This window comes from Massilia sp. UYP34 (assembly GCF_056279385.1).
Map to the genome: position 1 here is coordinate 61,234 of NZ_JBWBRF010000003.1, position 19,096 is coordinate 80,329.

Sequence of the window (19,096 nt, forward strand, 5' to 3'; positions counted from 1 at the left end):
CATTATACTCGGTTTTCCTGTGCCTGCTCCAGCTCGCGCGCGAAATCGAGCAGCTTCGTCGCCAAATCGCCATGGGCGGTAACCTGCTCGCGCCAGGCGTCGGCCTGCTGCGCGATGCGCGGCAGCTCGGCTTCCAGCGCCGCCCAGGCCGCCGTCCAGTCGCCGACCTCGCGCGCTCCGTTCCAGCCGAGCATGAAGGCGTCCAGCGCCGGCAACGCCGGCGCATACGCCTGCAAGAAGGCGCGCAGCTTCTTGTGGTGCAGCTGCTCGTCCTGCGGGTAGATGTGCCAGACGAAGGGGCGCCCCGCCCATTGGGCGCGCACCCAGGAATCCTCGCCGCGCACGAAGTTCAGGTCGCAGGACCACAGCAGCAGGTCGTAGTCGTCCTGCGGCACGAAGGGCAGCACCCTCACGCTCAAGCTGCCGCTGGTGGCGCTCGCACCGGCCACCGCCGGGCCGCCCAGGAAGGCCTCGACCCGCTCGCGCGCCACGCCCTCGGGCACCAGGCACAGGGTCGGCTGCGCCGCCTGGCGCCACAAAGCGAACAAGGCATCCACCGGCGCCTCGGGATAGCAGAACAGCGACACCTTGCGCATGGCCGCCTGCTCCGGCGCCACGTTAAAGCGCGCCAGGAAGGCGGCGGCCCGGGCCGGATCCTGCTGGAAGGCGCGGCGGCGCGCGTCCAGGCCGGCTTCGTACAGCAGGCCGCCGGTGCGCTCGTTAAAGCCGGGGAAATAGAAGTGCTTGGTCAGCTTCAGCCGCGGATGCATCGACGGCAGCCGGTGGCAGCCCTCGACCCACTCCTCGGCCGTCAAGCCTTCGTAGTTGATCCATACCGGACGCGGCGTGCGCGCCGCCATCGCCTCGATCCAGGACGGCGGCAGCTCGCAGCCGAAGAACTCGATGACGACCTCGGGAATGTCGCCGGCGCCATGCACGCCGTCCTGGCCGCGCCAATGGCGCACGGCGACGCCCTGCACCGCCTGCGCCGCGGCGCCCGGATCGACGTCCGGACAGATGCGGCGAAAGCTCGCCAGGTCGTCCACCCACAGCGTGACCGCGGCCCCGTGCTCGTGGCGCAACTGGCGCGCCAGGCGCCAGCAGATCCCGATGTCGCCATAGTTATCGACGACCTTGCAAAAGATGGCCAGCGACGGCGCGGAAGAGTTCTGGAACATGGGTAGCGAGTGGGCCGGTCAGGCGGCGGTGGCAGGGGCCGCCATTCTAACGCCATCCGACGAAACATATCCTCGTGCACAGTGCAATGCTCGACGACACAAAGGCCTTTCTGGCACGCGTCTGCGTTATCGCAATGACCAAAATCGAAGTATGCCTCGACCGCAAGGAGGCACAAACTTCGCAATCGATGCCCTGTCGAACGCCTACCTGCAGGGAAGGCGGCCTCGATGGCAGCCCTTCCTGCCCTTCGCCTCGCGCCATCGGTCTTGCACAGGCGCGAACAATGTGAACACGGCCGACCGCGGCAGGCGCCAACCGCTTCCTGCCTGCCGCGATACGGCCGACTACCTGGAGGAGTTAGCATGAACGAGTATCAGCAAGCAGGCTATGGCCAACCATACGGACCACAACAGTTTGGGCCGCAATCGCTGGGCAGCATGTTCGGCGCGCCGCTGGGTGGCCTGATCGGCCGCGGCATCGGCGGTCTGTTCAACAACGCGGGCCTGGGCGGCCGCATCGGCGAAACGGCTGGCGGCTTCCTGGGTCGCTTTTCGCCGTTCTCGGCCGATCCGTCGGGCGGCCTCGGCGCGCAGCAACTCGATCCGCAACAACTGCAAGAGCTGCAGCAATTGCAGCAGCTCCAGCAATTGCAGCAGATTCAGCAGATGCAACAGATGCAGCAGCAGATGCAACAGCAACCCCAGCAGCAAGGCCAACTGGCCCCGCAAGGCGGCTTCTTCGGCAACCTGATCAGCACGATCGGCAAGCCGGCCGGCGCCCTCATCGGCAACCTGACCGGCAACCGCACCCTGGGGAACATCATCAGCGAAGGCTCCAGCTTCGGGCGCTTTGTGCCGTTCGGGGCCGACGCCCAGGGCCAGCAACAAGGCCAGCAGGGGTCGATGCCGCTGGCCCAGTTGCAGCAACTGCAGATGCTGCAACAGCACCTGCAACAGACGCTGCAACAAGTCCAGCAGCAGCAAGCGATGCTGCAACAGCAAATCGCCCAGCAAGGCGGCCAGATCGCCCCGCAAGGCTGGCTCAGCAACGCCATCACCCAGTATGCCCGCCCGGTCGGCAGTTTCATCGGCGAGCAGCTCGGCAACCAGGGCCTGGGCGCCGCGATCGGCAACGTCGCCAGCCAACTGGGCCGCTATGTGCCGCTCTCGGCGGATCCCTACAGCCAGCAGCAGGTCGGCCAGCAGCAGTTCGGGCAGCCGCAGTTCGGGCAGCAGCAGTTCGGCCAACCGCAGTTCGGGCAGCAGCAGTTCGGCCAACCGCAGTTCGGCCAACCGCAGTTCGGCCAACAACAGCCGGGCCAGCAGTTCGGCGGCCAGCAAATGCCTTATGGCGGCCAGCAGTTCGGCCAGCAAATGCCCTATGGTGGCCAGCAGATGCCGTACGGCGGCCAACAAACCGTGCATTGAACGGTTCGACCGCTTGACGCGCAGCGCTTGACGCTTATTGTCTAACGCATATTGCCTAACGCTTTTTGCCTAACGATCTTGCGCCGGCCTGCCGCGGGTATCCGCCAGCAGCCGGCCGGCGCTCAGGAGCCCCGCCATGCCGGCACCCCTGCCCCCCACGCTCGGCCGCTACATTGTGCGCGCCGCCAACGATGACAATGCACTCAGCGCGTTTCTCGCGACCCTCGGCGCCGAACCAGGCGTGCAATTGGTCGACATCATCGGGCCCTCTTCCGGTCCGCCGCACACGGCGGTCGTCGAGACCGATGCGCCGACCGCCGAGCGGCTGCGGCGACAGACTCTTCACCAGTTAACGATCGAACCGGACCAGCCGCTCTCGCTTTCCGACTGAGCGGCCCCGGGCAAAGGACATCCCATGCCAAAACCTACGAAAAGCGCCGCCGGCGAAGCCCAGGAGACGCCCAATCCAACGCCTGACAGCCCGGGCGCCAAGCGCACCGCATCCGCGGCGGGCGCCATCGATGGCGCCACGGCCATCGCGCGCGGCCGTCCGGTCGTCGAGCGCAAGAAGAAATACCTGGTCGCGCCACGCGCGGCCCTCACCGGCGCCTTCGGCGCCAGCAGCTGGGTGGCGCCGCTGGGCCTGTCGGCCGTCGAGCAGGCCCTGCACGCCATGCCCGACATCGACGTGGTCGACACCATCGCCACCCGCGGCGGCATGGCGCTGGCCGGCTTCGGCCAGGCGGCCATGGGCGAACCGGCCGACGGCGTGGTGGTGGCGCGCATGACCGATCAGAAGGCGGGCGAGCTGCTGCAGCGCGGCCAGGGCCAGCTGCTGGTCGAGCGCGACCAGCACCTGGAACTGCTCGACCCCATGCTGCGCCGCCCCGACCTCGTCAGTTCGCTGACGCCCTACCGGGGACCGCAGGCCGAGCTGCTGCTGGCCGTGGTCGGCAAGGACGGCGCGCCGCTGCCCGACGTCGAGGTGTCGCTGTTCGGCGGTGCGCTGCCGAGTTCCGCCGTGACCGGCACCGACGGGGTCGCGCGGCTGTGCCTGTATGGCGAAGACACGCACACGATCAGCGGCCTGTACGTCAAGCCGCGCACCGATTACTGGAGCTTCTACCAACGCGACCCCGACCTGAGCCTGGAGGACCCGAACGTCGTCATGCTGCGCCCGCTGGCCGACTGGCCCGCCCTGCAGGGCATGCCACAGCAACCCGCCATGGGCTGGGGCGCCCGCGCCATGCGCCTCGACCAGGTGCCCCAGCAATTCCGGGGCCGCGGTGTCAAGATCGCCGTCATCGATTCCGGCGCCGCCACCACGCACGGCAACCTCAGCCAGATCCATGCCGGCTTCGACGTCATCAACAAAAAAGTCGACCGCTCCACCTGGAACGTCGATACGCTCGGGCACGGCTCGCACTGTGCCGGCGTGATCGCCGCCGCCGATCTGGCCTGGGGCATACGCGGGTTCGCGCCCGAGGCGGAAATCCACGTCTGCAAGCTGTTCCCCGGCGGCCAGGTCAGTCAGCTGATCGATGCGCTCGAATACTGCATCGAACAGGGGATCGACGTCGTCAACCTGAGCCTGGGTGGCGGGTCCCCGTCCGAGGCGCTGGAGCGGCAAATCGTGCGCGCCAAGCAGGCCGGGGTCGCCTGCATCGCCGCGGCCGGCAACTCGTCCTCGGCCGTCCAGTACCCGGCGTCGTCGCCGCATGTGCTGGCGGTGGCGGCGATCGGCAAGATCGGCGAGTTCCCTCCCGACAGCTACCATGCCGAAACCATCGGTCCGGACAGCGACATGCAGGGTTACTTTACGGCCAAGTTCAGCTGCTTCGGGCCGCAGGTCGACGTCTGCGCGCCGGGCGTGGCCGTGGTGTCGTCGGTTCCCCCCAATAACTTTGCGGCCTGGGACGGCACCTCGATGGCGGCGCCCCATGTCACCGGCCTTGCGGCCCTGATACTGGCGCACCGTCCCGAGTTCCAGTCCATGTCGCTGCCGCGCTCGCCGGAACGGGTCGAGCGTCTGTTCCAGGTCTTGCGGATGAGCGCCCGCCCGGTCACCCTCAGCGATCCGACCAGGATCGGTTATGGTTTGCCGGACGCCCTGGTGGCGCTGGGCCTGCCTGTGGCGCAGCCGGGCATGGCGTGGCAAGGCGCGGCCGTGGGCTTCGGCATTCCTGCCGGAATGTTCGCGGCGGCGCCGGGCAATGGCGCACGCCTGGGCGTGGGACCGTCCGGCGCCGGTGGCGCGGGCCAGGCCGGAGCGATGCACTATCCATTCGGGGGTGTGCGGCCGGCGGGGTGGTGACGCCGCATGGCAGATCACGGCCGTCGGGCCGGCGTCCCCTTGGGACGGCGTCCCGACGGCCGCAGTTAGAGGGCACAAAAGGACGCAAAACGGCACAAAAAAAGGGAACGAAAAAATGGGCACAAACAAAAAACCGGAGCCCCGCTTTCGCGGCCGGCTCCGGCTTATTGTCTGGCGTCCCCACGGGGATTCGAACCCCGGTACTCACCGTGAAAGGGTGATGTCCTAGGCCTCTAGACGATGGGGACCTAAAACTGTGCTGCTACGCTACTACCGCGCCGCCCATGCAGGCGCACTTTCGCCGGCACAATGGAAAAACCGGAGCACCTGCGACGCGCATGCGCGTTGGTCTGCCCCGGTTTTAAACTGGCGTCCCCACGGGGATTCGAACCCCGGTACTCACCGTGAAAGGGTGATGTCCTAGGCCTCTAGACGATGGGGACCTAAAACTGCACGAAACTTAAACTACCGACTACCTTGCCATGCGCCGCCGCTGGCGCGGCGCACTGCCAAATTCTTGGCGTCCCCACGGGGATTCGAACCCCGGTACTCACCGTGAAAGGGTGATGTCCTAGGCCTCTAGACGATAGGGACCCTAGTAACTTCCGATACTGCCTGCTGCTGTTTTCCATCGTGGTGGAGGTAAGCGGGATCGAACCGCTGACCTCTTGCATGCCATGCAAGCGCTCTCCCAGCTGAGCTATACCCCCTACGGGAAAACAACATCTTACTACACTGTTACTGCTTCGACTAGTGCCGCTTGCGCTGCGTTCGTCCGGTCATTCTTGCCAGTTGCCTGGCGTCCCCACGGGGATTCGAACCCCGGTACTCACCGTGAAAGGGTGATGTCCTAGGCCTCTAGACGATAGGGACCGGGAACAACCGATACTGCCTTTACTGCTCTACGACCTTGCTGCCACTTCAGAGTTGGTGGAGGTAAGCGGGATCGAACCGCTGACCTCTTGCATGCCATGCAAGCGCTCTCCCAGCTGAGCTATACCCCCGCAGCGCTGAAGTGCGAGCATTATATAGGACGACCTTGCATTTCGCAAAGTCCGTTTTTAGCGTCCGTTTCCAGCATGTATGATCGACGCCATCCAGGGTCTTGCCTGGCGTCGGGTCGGCGGGTCTTGCCTGCCCGCCAAGGAATGGCTGGCAGCAAGATCACCGGCCAGCGGCGCCGTGGACGGTCGCCACCCCGGCGGCACGACGCGCCGCCCCGGCGCGTTCTTACTGCTCCTCCTCGCCGCCGCGTGTTACAGCCCCTCCTTACAGGCCCTTGCGCACGCGCGCCAGCACGACGTCACGACCGAACAGCTCCAGCACCGCATCGATCGCCGGCGTCTGCAGCTGGCCCGTCAACAGCAGGCGCAGCGGCATGGCCAGCTGCGGCATCTTGAGGCTGTGGGCGGCCAGCACTTCCTTCAGCATCGCCGCGAGCGCCGCCTTGTTCCATTCGACGGTGGCAGAGCGCTCGGCGAAGGTGGCCAGCGCGGCGCGCACGGCGTCGGTCAGGTGCAGGGCCAGCAATTCGGGATCGGGCTGCGGATCGCGGTAGAAAAGCATCGCCGCATCGGCCAGCTCGTTGATCGTGTTGACGCGCTCCTTCATCAGGCCCAGCACGGTGGGCAGCGCCGGGGCGCCGTCGAAGCGCGCGCCGTCGCGCTCCAGCTTCGGCCGCGCCAGCTGCGCCAGGCGCTCGTTGTCGGTCTGCTTGATATAGTGGTTGTTCAGCCAGCCCAGCTTTTCGGGGTTGAACTGGGCCGCCGACGCGGTCAGGTGTTCCAGGTTGAACCACTCGGTGAACTGCTGCATCGAGAAGATCTCGTCGTCGCCGTGGCTCCAGCCGAGGCGCGCCAGGTAGTTCAGCATCGCTTCCGGCAGATAGCCCTGCTCCGGGTATTCCATCACGCTCACCGCGCCGTGGCGCTTGGACAGCTTCTGGCCGTCGGCGCCCAGGATCATCGGCAGGTGGCCGTATTGCGGCAGCTCGGCGCCGAGCGCGCGCAGGATGTTGATCTGGCGCGGGGTGTTGTTCACGTGGTCGTCGCCGCGCAGCACGTGGGTGATCTTCATGTCCCAGTCGTCGACCGCGACGCAGAAGTTATAGGTCGGGGTGCCGTCGGGACGCGCGATGACCAGGTCGTCCAGTTCCTTGTTGGCGATCGTGATCGGGCCCTTGACCACGTCGACCCAGGTCACTTCGCCGTCCAGCGGATTCTTGAAACGCACCACCGGCTTGACGCCTTCCGGCACGGCGGGCAGGGTCTTGCCCGGTTCCGGCCGCCAGGTGCCGTCGTAGCGCGGTTTTTCGCCGGCCGCGCGCATGCGCTCGCGCATCGCTTCGACTTCTTCCGGCGAGCAGTAGCACAGATAGGCGGTGCCGGCGTCCAGCATGCCCTTGACCACCTCGCGATAGCGGTCCATGCGCTGCATCTGGTAGAACGGACCCTCGTCGTGCTCCAGGCCCAGCCACTTCATGCCGTCCAGGATCGCCTGCACCGCTTCCGGCGTCGACCGTTCGAGGTCGGTGTCCTCGATGCGCAGGATGAAGGTGCCGCCGAAGTGGCGGGCATAGGCCCAGGAATACAGCGCGGTGCGGGCGCCGCCCAGGTGGAGGTAGCCGGTCGGGCTGGGAGCGAATCGGGTGCGAACGGTCATGGCGGAAAGCAATCAGGTAAAAGAGCGTATTTTACCCCGCCGCCCTGCCCCCGGCCGCATCCGTCAGCCGCCCGCCGCCCCTGCCTGCGCTGCCCCTTCCTGCGCCGCCCCGGCCGCCCTGCGCGCATCGAGATAGGCGGCCAGCTGCGCCACCGTCTGGTACTCATACAACAGCTCGGCGTTGATCGTCATCCCGGTCTGGCGCTCGAGCTCCAGGGCCACCGGCATCGCCGACAGCGAATCCAGTCCCACCTCGGCGAACGGCTGGTCGTCGTCCAGCGTCTCGATGCCGCCATCGAGCCCGTACAGCAGGCAGCGCCGCACCAGCTCCCGGGTGTCGTCCGGGCCGTCCGGCGCCGGCGCCGCCAACCGTGCCGGCGCCGGCGCCGGCACGGCCGCCTCCCTGGCGCCGGATGCCCGGTCGGGTTCCAGCAGCGGATCGCGCGCGCGATCTTCCCCCGCCTCCGCCTGGTCCGGCGTGCCGATCGCGTCGGCATAGGCGGCGATGCGCGCCGCCACGGCCGCAGGCGCCGCCTGCGCGCCGGGCTGCCGCAGCTGCGCCAGCAACGCCGACCAGCGGCGCCGCGCCCAGGGGGCGGACGGGCCGTCGCCGCAGGCCGTCACCAGCAGGGTCCAGGCGCACAGTTCGCCGGCCGCATGGCTCGGGCAGGCCGCCCCCGCCTTCAGCAGCGCCGCGCGCGTCTGCAGCACGACCTCCTGTCCTCCGGGCGCGTCCAGCACGTCGGCGGCGAACGCCAGGCAACCGCCGTCGAGCGCGCCGGCGCCCAGGTGCACGTACAGGGCCTCGGTCGGCCCTTCCAGGATGCGCATCACGCGCGCGTCGCGCATCAGGAGCGGCGCCAGGTTCGGCTCCAGGTAACCGCGCCCGCCGAGCAGCTGCATCAGCATGTCGGCCGCCTCCCACAGCAGCTCCGAGGCCACGCACTTGCAGGCCATGCAGGCTTCCTGCGGCAGGCCGCGCTGGCCACGGCCTTGATCGTCGTAAGCGCCGAGCGCGCGCACCAGCGCCTCGAGCGCGCCGATCGCGCCGGTCAGGTCCTCCAGGCGCGCCAGCGTCACCGGATGCTCGAGCAGGCGCCCGCCCGCCACGTCGCGCCGGCTGGCATAGCGCAGCATCAGCTGGGCGCAGCGCTTCATGCCGCCCAGGCACAGCGCGCCGATGCCGAGCCGGGCGAAGGCCATCGCGTCGCGCGCCACCTCCATCCCGGCGCCCGGCTGGCCCAGCACGTGGCTGTCGGGCACGAACACGTCGTCGAAACGCAGCGCGTTCTGGACCATGGCGCGCATGCCCATGGTCAGCGCCTCGGCTTCATGGAACAGGCCAGGCGCGTCGTCCGGCAGCAGCAGCGCCACCGTTCCCAGCGCCATCCCCTGTTCGTCCAGCGCACGCGCCACCACCGTGATCCAGCCGGCCCAGTTGGCCAGGCCGATCAGGTGCTTGTCACCCTTCAGGCGCCAGCCCCCTGGGCAGCGCTGGGCGCGGGTGCGCATCGCCAGCGGATTGGCGCCCGCCGCCGGCTCGGTCAGCGCGAACGCGGCCAGCTGGCGCCCGCCGGCCAGGTGCGGGGCCACTGCCGCGCGCAGGCGCTCGGGCGCGAAGCGCAGGACGGGCCGCAAGCCCAGGCCGTTGTGCACCCCGACCGCCGTCGCCAGGGTCAGGTCGATCGCGGCCAGCTGCTCCATCAGGCGCAGCAGGTCGCCGGTCGCCAGCGCCTTGCCGCCCAGGGCAACCGGCGCCTGCATGCCGAGAAAGCCGTGATTGCCCAGGTCGAGCAGGACGTGCGGCGGCATCGTGCGGCGCTCGTCCATCAGGCGCGAGTCGAGCCGGCGCGGCGCCCAGCGCCGCAGCCAGTGCCGCATCTCGTCCGCCGTGCGCCGGCTTTGCCCGGCCGCGTCCGGGCCGCCCCCATCAGCGCTGCGGCGGCGCGGATACTGCTCGCGCTCTGGATACCGCGCGGCGTACACCACGTCCAGTTCATCGCGCGCGGCCAGCGCGCGGCACAGCGCGCGCTGCACCTTGCCGCTGCTGGTGCGCGGGAAGGATCCGGGCCGCACCAGCACCAGCAGGTCGACCGTGGTGCCGAAGCGGCTGGCCACGGCGCTGCGGATGCGCCCGACCAGCGCCTCGATCTGGGCCAGGCTGGCGGCGTCGCCGCGCCCACGGCGGGCGATGCGCAGCAGGCGGCGGTCGGCTTCCAGCACGATCGCCAGCCGCTCCTGGCCGCCATCGTCGACGCCGAACACCGCACAGCGGTTCGGCTCCAGGAAGCCGGCCACCTCTTCCACCAGCATCTCGACGTCTTGCGGATAGATGTTGCGGCCATTGACGATCACCAGGTCTTTCAAGCGCCCGGTGATGTACAGCTCGCCGTCGCGCACGAAGCCGAGGTCGCCGGTGCGCAGCCAGGGGCCGGCGCCGTCCGCCAGCCGGGCCTCGAAAGCGGCTTGCGCCACCGAGGGCGCGTTGCGGTAGCCGCGCGCCACCGCCGCGCCGGTTAGCCAGATCTCGCCGACCCGGCCAGGGCCCGCCGGGCGGCAGCTGTCCGGATCGACCACCAGCAGCTCCACGCCCGGCGCCGGCGGGCCGCAGCTCACCAGCTCGCGCGCATCGGGGTCGTCGCGGTCGTCGCGGTCGGCCTCGCGCACCTGGCCCGCCTCGAGCCGCGACTGGCTGAGCGCGAAGGTGCGCGGCGTCCGCCCGCGCGGACCGCCCGCCGCCAGCAAGGTGTGCTCGGCCAGGCCGTAGCAGGGAAACATCGCGCCCGGACGCAGACCGCACTCGGCGAAGGCCGCGAACAGGCGACGCACGGTGGCCGCGCGCACCGGCTCTGCGCCGTTGTAGGCCACCGTCAGGCACGACAGGTCGAGCCGGGCCTTGTCGTCAAGCGTGGCGCGGCGCGCGCACAAGTCCCAGGCGAAATCGGGCGCGCCGGCGCAGGTGGCGCGGTAGGCGTGGATTGCCTCCAGCCAGCGCAGCGGCTGGCGCAGGAACGTCGCGGGCGCCATCAGGACCGAGCGAAAGCCCACGCTGACCGGCGTGACGATGCTGCCCACCAGGCCCATGTCGTGAAATGGCGGCAGCCAGCTCACCATCACGCTGTCGGCGTCGAAGCCGAAGGCGGCGCGGATCATTTCGACGTTGGCCGCCAGGCTGGCATGCCCGACCTCGACGCCGCGCGGCGCCATGGTGGAGCCCGAGGTGTACTGGATGAAGGCCAGCGCTTCGGGCGGAATCGGCGGCAACTGCAGTGGCCACTGCGCAGGCAAGCGGGCCGACGGCGGCGCCGCAACGCCTTGCGTCCCGTCGACGCACAGCAGGCGCGTGCGCCCGCCATCCATCACGAAAGCCAGGCCGGGCGCCGCGTCGTGCATGGCCAGCGCCAGCGCCGGATCGGCGTCGAGCAGCAACGCGCGCAGGCGCCGCTCGCCTTCGTGGCGGCGCGGCAGCTGGGCCGGCACCGCCACCAGGCCGGCGCGCAGGCAGGCGAAGAAGGCGGTCACGAACGCCAGGCCGGGTGGATACAGGAGCAATGCCCGTTCGCCCGGCGCGGCCTCTTGCGCCAGCAGGCCGGCCAGCGCATCGACGCGCGCGGCCAGCTCGCCATTGCTGAGGGATTCCTCGCGCCCGTCCTCGCGCAGGAAGGTGAAGGCGATGCGTTCGGGCGCGGTGCGCGCGTGGCGCTCCAGCTGGCGCAGGACCAACGCCGCCTGCAGCGGCTCGCCCTCAGCCATGGCAGCGCTCCCGGTAGGTCTGGCGCGGCGACTTGTCGACGAAGGCGCCGGCCCCGGCGCGGACGCAGGCGTCGGCCACCAGGCTGGCCCCGCGCCGCAACTGGGCCGGCGTGTGATGGGCCATCAGCTGCAGACGCAGCCGCGCCGCGCCGAGCGGCACGCCGGGAAACTCGACCGGGTTGACGAACACCGAATTGCGCGCCAGCAGCATGCCGGCCACGCGCGCGGCCGACTCGAGGCCGGTCCAGACCGGCACGATCGGCGAGGGCTCGCCCAGGCAATGGAGGCCAGAACAGGCCAAGAGCGCGCGCAGCTCGACCGCGTTGCGCAGCAGGTCGGCGCGCAGCGCGTCGCCCTCGCTCGAGACGGCGACGCGCAGGCTTGCCAACGCCACCGCCGCCTGCATCGGCGACAGGGCGTTCGAAAACATGTGCGGCCCGGCGTACAGCTGCAGCTGGCGCCGCGCTCCCTGGCTGGCGCAGGCGACGAAGCCGCCGTTGGTGGCGAAGGTCTTGGAAAAGCTGCCCATCACGATGTCGATCCGTCCCTGCATGCGCTGGCTGGCCACCACCCCGCCGCCGCCCGGCCCCAGCGCGCCCAGGTCGTGCGCCACGTCGACCAGCAGGGTCGCGTTGTATTCGCGGCACAGGTGCTGCAGCAACGGCAGGTCGGGGCTGTCCGCGTCCATGCTGAACAGGCCTTCGGTCACCACCAGGATGCCGCCCGCCGCGTCCAGCGCGCGGATGCGCGCCAGCAGCTCGCGCACGTGGTCGCAGTCGAGATGGCGGTACACCAGCACGTTGCGGGTGGCGCAGGCCGCACCCTGCCTCAGCGAGGCGTGGGCCAGGGCGTCGATCACCACATGGTCGAACGCGTGCACCAGGGCCGTGATCGCGCCGAAGGCCGCCGCCCAGCCGGTCGGGAACAGCACCAGCTGGTCCAGGCCCAGCAGCTCGCCGAGCGCGCTTTCCAGCGCCTGGGAATGGCGGGTATTGCCCAGCAAGACGGCCGAACCGGCGCTGTGCGGCCCGGCGTCGTGCAGCGCGCGCTGCGCCGCCTCGTGCACCGCCGGGTGGGCGGCCAGCGACAGGTAGTCCTGGGACGCGAAATTGATGCCGCGCACCGGCGGCGCCCCGTCGGCGGCCACGCTCGCCAGCGGACCGGGCGGGCCCTCCAGCACCCTGCCGTAGGGCCACACGCCGTGGCGGGCGCGCAGCTGCACCCAGGCGTCGAGCGCGCCGCCGCGGCGCAGCAGGTCCGGCCCACGCGGCTGGGCATATTCCGCGACGCTGCCGTCCAGGGCGCCGGAAGCGCCGAGGACCGCCGGATCACGCATGGGGTCAAAGGGAATCGGTTCATTCTGCACGGCGTCCTCCAGCTACGGATTCAAGAATGCGGGTTGGCGGGAGCGTGACTTCGGCGCACTCGCGCTGCTGGCGCCCCAGCAGCGCCGCCACCAGCTCGGGCGCCAGCGGCCGGTCGAACAGGTAACCCTGGGCGGCGTCGACGCCCATCGCGCACAGGTCGCCCAGCTGCTCGGCTGTCTCGACCGACTCGGCGATCACGGAAAGGCCCAGGCGGTGCGCCATCGCCACGACGCTGTCGGCGACGGCGTAGGCGCGCGCGCGGCCGCTGGCGGCGCCCAGGCGGCGCACGAACAGGCCATCCATCTTGAGGATGTCCACCGGCAGCTCGCACAGGTAGTTCAGGCTCGAATAGCCGGTGCCGAAGTCGTCGATCGAGACCAGCACGCCGGCGCGCCGCAACTGGCTCAACACGACGCAATTGGCCGCCAGGTCCTCGATCAGGATGCCTTCGGTGATCTCGAGGTCGAGACAGGCGGGCGGCATCCCGGTCTCGGCCACGATGGCCAGCATGCGCCCGGCCAGGCCCGGCTCGCGCAACTGGCGCGCCGACAGGTTGACCGCGGTTTTTATCTCCGGCAGGCCGGCGGCGCGCCAGGCGCGGTTCTGCAGGCAGGCGCAACGCAGCACCCACTCGCCGATCGGGACGATCATCCCGGTCTCCTCGGCCAGCGGGATGAAGCGGCCCGGGTCGATCCGGCCGTACACCGGATGTTCCCAGCGCAGCAGCGCCTCGACCCCGATCACGCGCCGCTCGCCCAGTTCGACCTGCGGCTGGTATTCGATGAACAGCTGGCCCCGCGCCAGGGCGTCGCGCAAACCGTTCTTCAGGGCCAGGCGCTCGCTGCGCGGCGCCGACGGCGCGCCGGCGCCGCCGGCATTGCCCTCATAGAAGCGCACGACGTTCTGGCCCCAGCCCTTGGCGCTGCGCATGGCGACGTCGGCGCGCTTGAGCAGCGCGTCGGCGTCGCAGTCCGGCGCCGGATAGAGCGCGATCCCGACCGCCAGCGTCACGGTGCAATCGCGTCCGGCCACCGGCAACGGCGCCGTGAAGCGGTCGAGGATCTTGTCGGCCACCAGCTGGGCGTCGGCCTGGCTGCCCAGGTCTTCCAGCAGCGCCACGAATTCGTCGCCGCCCCAGCGCGCCACCGTGTCGCAATCGCGCAGGCAGCGCCGGATCGCGCCGCCGACCCCGTGCAGCAGGATATCGCCGGCCTCGTAGCCGAGGGCGTCGTTGACTTCCTTGAAGCGGTTGATGTTCAGCAGCAGCAGCGCCACCACGCGGCCGTTGCGGCGCGCGCGGTCCATCGCATGGCGCAGGCGGTCGCGCAGCAGGCGCCGGCTCAGCAGGCCCGTCAGCTGGTCGTGCCCGGCGTCGCCGCGCGGGAAGACCTCGGCGCCGTCCAGCGGCGCGCGCAGGTGCGCGCCGGATGCGGACACCGGCGCGGCCAGGATTTTCGCCACTTCGGCCGGACCATCCTCGCCGTGGCACAGCACCCGGTTGCGGCCGCCCGACTTGGCCAGGTACAGGGCCTGGTCGGCGCGCACGATGGTGTGCGCCACCTTCTCGCCCAGCCGGTATTCGGCCACGCCGATCGAGACCGTCAGGGTGATCGTGCGTCCGGCGTCGAGGCAGCGCAGGCCCTCGACCGCGCCGCGCACCCGTTCGGCCAGCGCGAGCGCGCTCGCCGCCGGCGTCTCGGGCAGCATCAGGAGGAACTCTTCGCCGCCATAGCGGCCGAAGGCGTCGAGCGCGCGCAGCTGGTCCTGCACCGTCCGCGCGAAGGCGCGCAGCACGGTGTCGCCGGCCGCGTGACCATAAGCGTCGTTGATGCGCTTGAAGAAGTCGATGTCGAACAGGCACAGGCAGAACTCGCCGCCGTTGCGGTCGACACGCTCCTTTTCCTTTTCCACCAGGTCGAGCAGGAAGCGGCGGTTATGGATGCCGGTCAGCTCGTCGCGGGTCGCCAGCTCGTTGATCGTGGCCAGCGCCCGGCGCAGGCGCGCAAAGCCGTCGTTCTTGGTCAGCTCGAACAGCAGCACGAAGACCAGCACCACCACGTACAGGCCCAGGTCGCACACCAGGTGCAGCAGCGGCATGTCGGCCTGCGGCGTCAGCGGCTGGGCCACGCCGGTCGCCTCCAGCAGGTAGATCAGGGTGGCGCTGGCGCAGCTCATGGCCAGCCAGAAGCCGGCGCATTGCTTTCCGCCCAGGAACATGGCGACCACCGGCCCCGTGATCAGCCAGCTGACGGTGGGCGAGACGATGCCGCCCAGGTGCCAGCTGAGCCAGCTGAAATTGAAGAACAGCGCGCACAGGAACACTTCGCGCGCCGCCACCACGCTGCCGGTCAGGCGCAGCACCGGCGGCGCCGACAGCATCACCAGGCAGCACAGCAGGATCTCGAGCGCGGCCGTCTCCAGGCCCAGCAGCCAATAGGTGAGCGCGTACAGCGGCCCGGCGGTGCCGGCCATCACCGCCGCATTCACCACGTTGCCGGCGCGGGCCGCCTGGGCCGCATCCTGCTGCAGCGCGGCCGGGATGAAGCGGTGCGCGATACCCAGGTAGCGCCCGCTCCACCGCTGTGTGCTGTCGTCGTCCATGTCATTCCCAATACCCGTTTTGCACACGTGTGCCCTGGTCGCCCAAGGTCAGAGTTTAGGTAGGGAATTTCCTAACGACTTTATTTTCAAACAGATAGTTATCAGGAAAATGCTCGCCGATCAGGCCAGTTTTCGGGATGCGAAACGAATGACGCGCGCCAGCAACAGGTGCGGGCGCGCGTCAGCGGGAGGGAACGGCGCGGGGCGCGGGCCCCGCCCTGGATCAGTCGTTCTTGACGACGATGCTCGGGAACTTGCTGCTCATGTCCTTCGCCTTTTCGGCGATCTTGATCGCGACCTTGCGCGCGATCTGCTTGTAGACGGCGGACACCGCCCCGTCCGGATCGGCGACCACGGTCGGACGGCCGGCGTCGGCCTGTTCGCGGATCGCCATCGTCAGCGGCAGCGCGCCCAGGAAATCGATGCCGAAGTCGGCGCACATCTTCTCGCCGCCGCCATGGCCGAAGATCGCTTCGGTGTGGCCGCAGTTGGAGCAGGTGTGGGTGCTCATGTTCTCGACCACGCCCAGGATCGGGATGCCGACCTTCTCGAACATCTTGAGGCCCTTGCGCGCGTCGAGCAGCGCGATGTCTTGCGGCGTGGTGACGATCACGGCGCCGGTGACCGGCACTTTCTGCGACAGGGTCAGCTGGATGTCGCCGGTGCCTGGCGGCATGTCGACGATCAGGTAATCGAGGTCGCGCCAGTTGGTTTGCTCGAGCAGCTGCTGCAGGGCGCCGCTGGCCATCGGGCCGCGCCACACCATCGGCTCATCCGGATCGATCATGAAGCCCACCGAGGCCACCTGGATGCCGTGGTTCTCGAGTGGCTCCATGCTCTTGTTGTCGTGACTGACCGGACGGCCCGACACGCCCAGCATCATCGGCTGCGACGGCCCGTAGATGTCGGCGTCGAGCATGCCGACACTGGCGCCTTCGGCGGCCAGGGCCAGGGCCAGGTTGACGGCCGTGGTCGATTTGCCAACACCGCCCTTGCCCGAGGCGACGGCGATGATGTTCTTGACGTTCGGCATGATCTTCATGCCGCGCTGCACGGTGTGCGACACGATCTTGCTGTAGGCGCGAATGGCCACGCCTTCGACGCCGGGCAGTTCCAGCACGGCCGCCGCCGCCATGCCGCGCAGCATTTCGACCTGGCTGGCGGCTGGGTAGCCCAGCTCCAGCTCGAACGACACTTGCGCGCCGTCGATCTTGATGTTCTTGATCGACTTGGTCGAGACAAAATCTTTTTGGGTGTTAGGATCGATGACTTCCGACAAAGCGGTCTTGATGTCGTTCTCAGTGATGCTCATGGTGCTCTCCGGATGATATTGGGGCGAAGTGTAGCGCAAAATGGGCCACTGGCTGGTCCGGAGGGCCGAAAGTTGGCCAATACCCCCTGAGCGCGCAGGGCCATCCACTGGTAAAATGCTTCTTTTCATTCATAACCCGAGCGTTTCGACACCATGACCCGCAAGCTGTTCGTCACCACCGCACTGCCCTACGCCAACGCTGCCTTCCATATCGGCCACATGATGGAGTACATCCAGGCCGACATCTGGGTCCGCTTCCAGCGAATGCAGCGCGAGGGTAACCAGCAGGGCGGCCAGCCGCGCGAGGTGCATTTCGTCTGCGCCGACGATACCCACGGCACGCCGATCATGATCGCGGCCGAGAAAGAAGGCATCACGCCGCAGGAATTCGTGGCCAAGATCGCCGCCGGCCGCGCGCAATACCTGGACGGCTTTCATATCGCCTTCGACAACTGGTATTCGACCGATTCGCCGGAAAACGTCGAACTGTCGCAGGGCATCTACCGCAAGCTGGTCGAGGCCGGCCTGATCGTCACCAAGACCGTCGACCGCTTCTACGACACTGCCAAGGGCATGTTCCTGGCCGACCGCAACATCAAGGGCGAATGCCCGGTCTGCCACGCCAAGGACCAGTATGGCGACAACTGCGAAGTGTGCGGCGCCGCCTACCAGCCGACCGAACTGATCAACCCGTTCTCGGTGTTCACCGGCTCGACCCCGGTCTTGAAGCCCTCGGAGCAATATTTCTTCAAACTGTCCGATCCACGCTGCTTCACCTTCCTGAAAGAATGGCTGAACACCCCGGGCCGCCTGCAGCCCGAGATGGTCAACAAGGTCTCGGAATGGCTGGGCGAAGAAGGCGAGAAGCTGGCCGACTGGGACATCTCGCGCGACGCGCCCTACTTCGGCATCCCGATTCCGGATGCGCCGGGTAAATTCTTCTACGTGTGGCTGGACGCGCCGGTCGGCTACCTGGCCAGCCTGAAAAATTACTTCGAAAAACAGGGCAAGGACTTCGACGCCTTCCTGCACGACCCGCAAGCCGAGCAGCTGCACTTCATCGGCAAGGATATCGTCTCGTTCCACCTGCTGTTCTGGCCGGCCATGCTGAATTTCTCGGGCCACCCGATCATCGACAAGCTGAAGGTCGCGGTGCACGGCCACCTGACCGTGAACAACGAAAAGATGTCCAAGTCGCGCGGCACCGGCATCTCGCCGCTGCGCTACCTGGAGCTGGGCATGAACCCGGAATGGCTGCGCTACTACCTGGCCTTCAAGCTCAACGCCAGGGTCGAGGACCTGGACTTCAATGGCGACGACTTCGTGGCCCGCGTGAACAGCGACCTGATCGGCAAGTACGTCAATATCGCCAGCCGCTGCGCCGGCTTCATCGCCAAGCGCTTCGACGGCAAGCTGGCCGACAGCCTGTCGCAGACCGCCCGCGACACCATCTGCAAGGCGCTGATGGCGGACGGCGCCGAGCGCCAGACCAGCATCGCCGCCGCTTTTGAAGCGCGCGAATATGGCCGCGCCTTGCGCGAGATCATGGAAATCGCCGACGTCATCAACCAGTATGTCGACGAACACAAGCCATGGCTGCTGGCCAAGGACGAGAGCAAGACCGGCGAATTGCACGACGTGTGTACCACCGCGCTCATCCTGTTCCGCCAGCTGACCATCATGCTGGCGCCGGTGCTGCCGAACGTGGCGGCGCGCGTGACCGAATTCCTGGGCGACACCGAACTGAGCTGGGCCGACACCCATGGCGCCGCCGTCTATGAATCCATGCTCGGCCGCACCATCGGCACCTACAACCACCTGATGCAGCGCGTCGACGCCAAGATGGTCGAGAACCTGTTCGACAAGCCGGCCGCCGCGCCGGCGGCCGCGCCCGCAATCGCCGCGCCGGCGCCGAAGGCCGAGGCAGCGCCAGCGCCGCAGTCCGCTTCGGCCGGCGACAGCGACATCGAAGCCCTGGCGCCGGAAATCTCGATCGACGACTTCACCAGGATCGACCTGCGCGTGGCGAAAATCGTCAACTGCGAACACGTCGACGGCTCGAGCAAGCTGCTGCGCCTGACCCTGGACGTCGGCGAAGGCCGTCACCGCAATGTGTTCTCGGGCATCAAGTCTGCCCACCAGCCGGAAGACCTGATCGGCAAGCTGACCGTGCTGGTCGCCAACCTGGCGCCGCGCAAGATGAAGTTCGGCGTCTCCGAAGGCATGGTCCTGTGCGCCTCGGCAGCCGACGAAAAGCAGAATCCGGGCCTGTACCTGCTCGACCCGATGCCTGGCGCGACGCCGGGCATGCGTATCCGTTGAATTCGCAAGGCAGGGGCGTGTCCTGGCGCCGGCGCTGCCGGCGGTAGAGCGCCCTCATGCAACCCTCGGGGAGGCATTCCCGAGGGTGTAGCGGGTGTGTACAATGCCACGTTTTATCAATGACAAAACGCCCCTACAAACTCTTTTGATAGGCAGCTAA

General features: G+C 68.5%; 10 protein-coding genes and 6 tRNA genes. 4 read left to right on the plus strand and 12 right to left on the minus strand.

What is annotated here, in order from left to right; genetic code table 11:
- Nucleotides 1–2: 2 nt before the first annotated feature.
- On the minus strand, nucleotides 3–1,178 hold the full coding sequence (gene earP / locus ACZ9AQ_RS06915; protein WP_429202932.1) for an elongation factor P maturation arginine rhamnosyltransferase EarP: 1,176 nt from the start codon (nucleotides 1,176–1,178) through the stop codon (nucleotides 3–5).
- Nucleotides 1,179–1,541: 363 nt separating this feature from the next.
- On the opposite strand from earP, the gene ACZ9AQ_RS06920 reads away from it, so the two are divergent.
- The 3 genes from ACZ9AQ_RS06920 (at nucleotide 1,542) to ACZ9AQ_RS06930 (ending at nucleotide 4,920) form a co-directional block, all read left to right on the plus strand.
- Complete coding sequence (locus ACZ9AQ_RS06920; protein ID WP_429202934.1) at nucleotides 1,542–2,606, plus strand: hypothetical protein; 1,065 nt, start codon at nucleotides 1,542–1,544, stop codon at nucleotides 2,604–2,606.
- A 136-nt stretch (nucleotides 2,607–2,742) separates the two neighbouring features.
- Nucleotides 2,743–2,997, plus strand: a complete 255-nt coding sequence (locus tag ACZ9AQ_RS06925) for a hypothetical protein (RefSeq protein ID WP_429202936.1) — start codon at nucleotides 2,743–2,745, stop codon at nucleotides 2,995–2,997.
- 24 nt (nucleotides 2,998–3,021) lie between these two features.
- Nucleotides 3,022–4,920, plus strand: coding sequence for a S8 family serine peptidase (locus tag ACZ9AQ_RS06930; RefSeq protein WP_429202938.1), 1,899 nt, complete (start codon nucleotides 3,022–3,024; stop codon nucleotides 4,918–4,920).
- A gap of 172 nt (nucleotides 4,921–5,092) precedes the next feature.
- Here ACZ9AQ_RS06930 and ACZ9AQ_RS06935 read toward each other — a convergent pair.
- The 11 genes from ACZ9AQ_RS06935 to apbC all read right to left on the minus strand — a co-directional run bounded on the left by ACZ9AQ_RS06935 (nucleotide 5,093) and on the right by apbC (nucleotide 16,614).
- A tRNA-Glu gene (locus ACZ9AQ_RS06935) sits at nucleotides 5,093–5,168 on the minus strand.
- 119 nt (nucleotides 5,169–5,287) lie between these two features.
- A tRNA-Glu gene (locus ACZ9AQ_RS06940) sits at nucleotides 5,288–5,363 on the minus strand.
- Nucleotides 5,364–5,438: 75 nt separating this feature from the next.
- Nucleotides 5,439–5,514: transfer RNA gene (locus ACZ9AQ_RS06945), tRNA-Glu, on the minus strand.
- A gap of 40 nt (nucleotides 5,515–5,554) precedes the next feature.
- A tRNA-Ala gene (locus ACZ9AQ_RS06950) sits at nucleotides 5,555–5,630 on the minus strand.
- Between the two features lie 87 nt (nucleotides 5,631–5,717).
- Nucleotides 5,718–5,793 (minus strand) — tRNA-Glu (locus ACZ9AQ_RS06955).
- A gap of 55 nt (nucleotides 5,794–5,848) precedes the next feature.
- Nucleotides 5,849–5,924: transfer RNA gene (locus ACZ9AQ_RS06960), tRNA-Ala, on the minus strand.
- A gap of 265 nt (nucleotides 5,925–6,189) precedes the next feature.
- On the minus strand, nucleotides 6,190–7,581 hold the full coding sequence (gene gltX / locus ACZ9AQ_RS06965; protein WP_429202940.1) for a glutamate--tRNA ligase: 1,392 nt from the start codon (nucleotides 7,579–7,581) through the stop codon (nucleotides 6,190–6,192).
- Nucleotides 7,582–7,644: 63 nt separating this feature from the next.
- A complete protein-coding gene (locus tag ACZ9AQ_RS06970) occupies nucleotides 7,645–11,334 on the minus strand; it encodes an AMP-binding protein (RefSeq protein ID WP_429202941.1) in 3,690 nt (1,229 codons plus the stop codon).
- The gene (locus tag ACZ9AQ_RS06975) at nucleotides 11,327–12,700 is read right to left on the minus strand and encodes an aminotransferase class I/II-fold pyridoxal phosphate-dependent enzyme (protein WP_429202943.1); all 1,374 of its coding nucleotides are present in this window, start codon (nucleotides 12,698–12,700) and stop codon (nucleotides 11,327–11,329) included. The genes ACZ9AQ_RS06970 and ACZ9AQ_RS06975 overlap by 8 nt, the downstream gene beginning before the upstream one ends.
- Nucleotides 12,690–15,302, minus strand: coding sequence for a putative bifunctional diguanylate cyclase/phosphodiesterase (locus ACZ9AQ_RS06980; protein WP_429202945.1), 2,613 nt, complete (start codon nucleotides 15,300–15,302; stop codon nucleotides 12,690–12,692). The genes ACZ9AQ_RS06975 and ACZ9AQ_RS06980 overlap by 11 nt, the downstream gene beginning before the upstream one ends.
- 223 nt (nucleotides 15,303–15,525) lie before the next feature.
- Nucleotides 15,526–16,614, minus strand: a complete 1,089-nt coding sequence (apbC, locus tag ACZ9AQ_RS06985; protein ID WP_429202947.1) for an iron-sulfur cluster carrier protein ApbC — start codon at nucleotides 16,612–16,614, stop codon at nucleotides 15,526–15,528.
- Nucleotides 16,615–16,767: 153 nt separating this feature from the next.
- Here apbC and metG point away from each other — a divergent pair, with 153 nt between their 5' ends.
- Nucleotides 16,768–18,936, plus strand: a complete 2,169-nt coding sequence (gene metG, locus ACZ9AQ_RS06990; RefSeq protein ID WP_429202949.1) for a methionine--tRNA ligase — start codon at nucleotides 16,768–16,770, stop codon at nucleotides 18,934–18,936.
- Nucleotides 18,937–19,096: the final 160 nt, after the last annotated feature.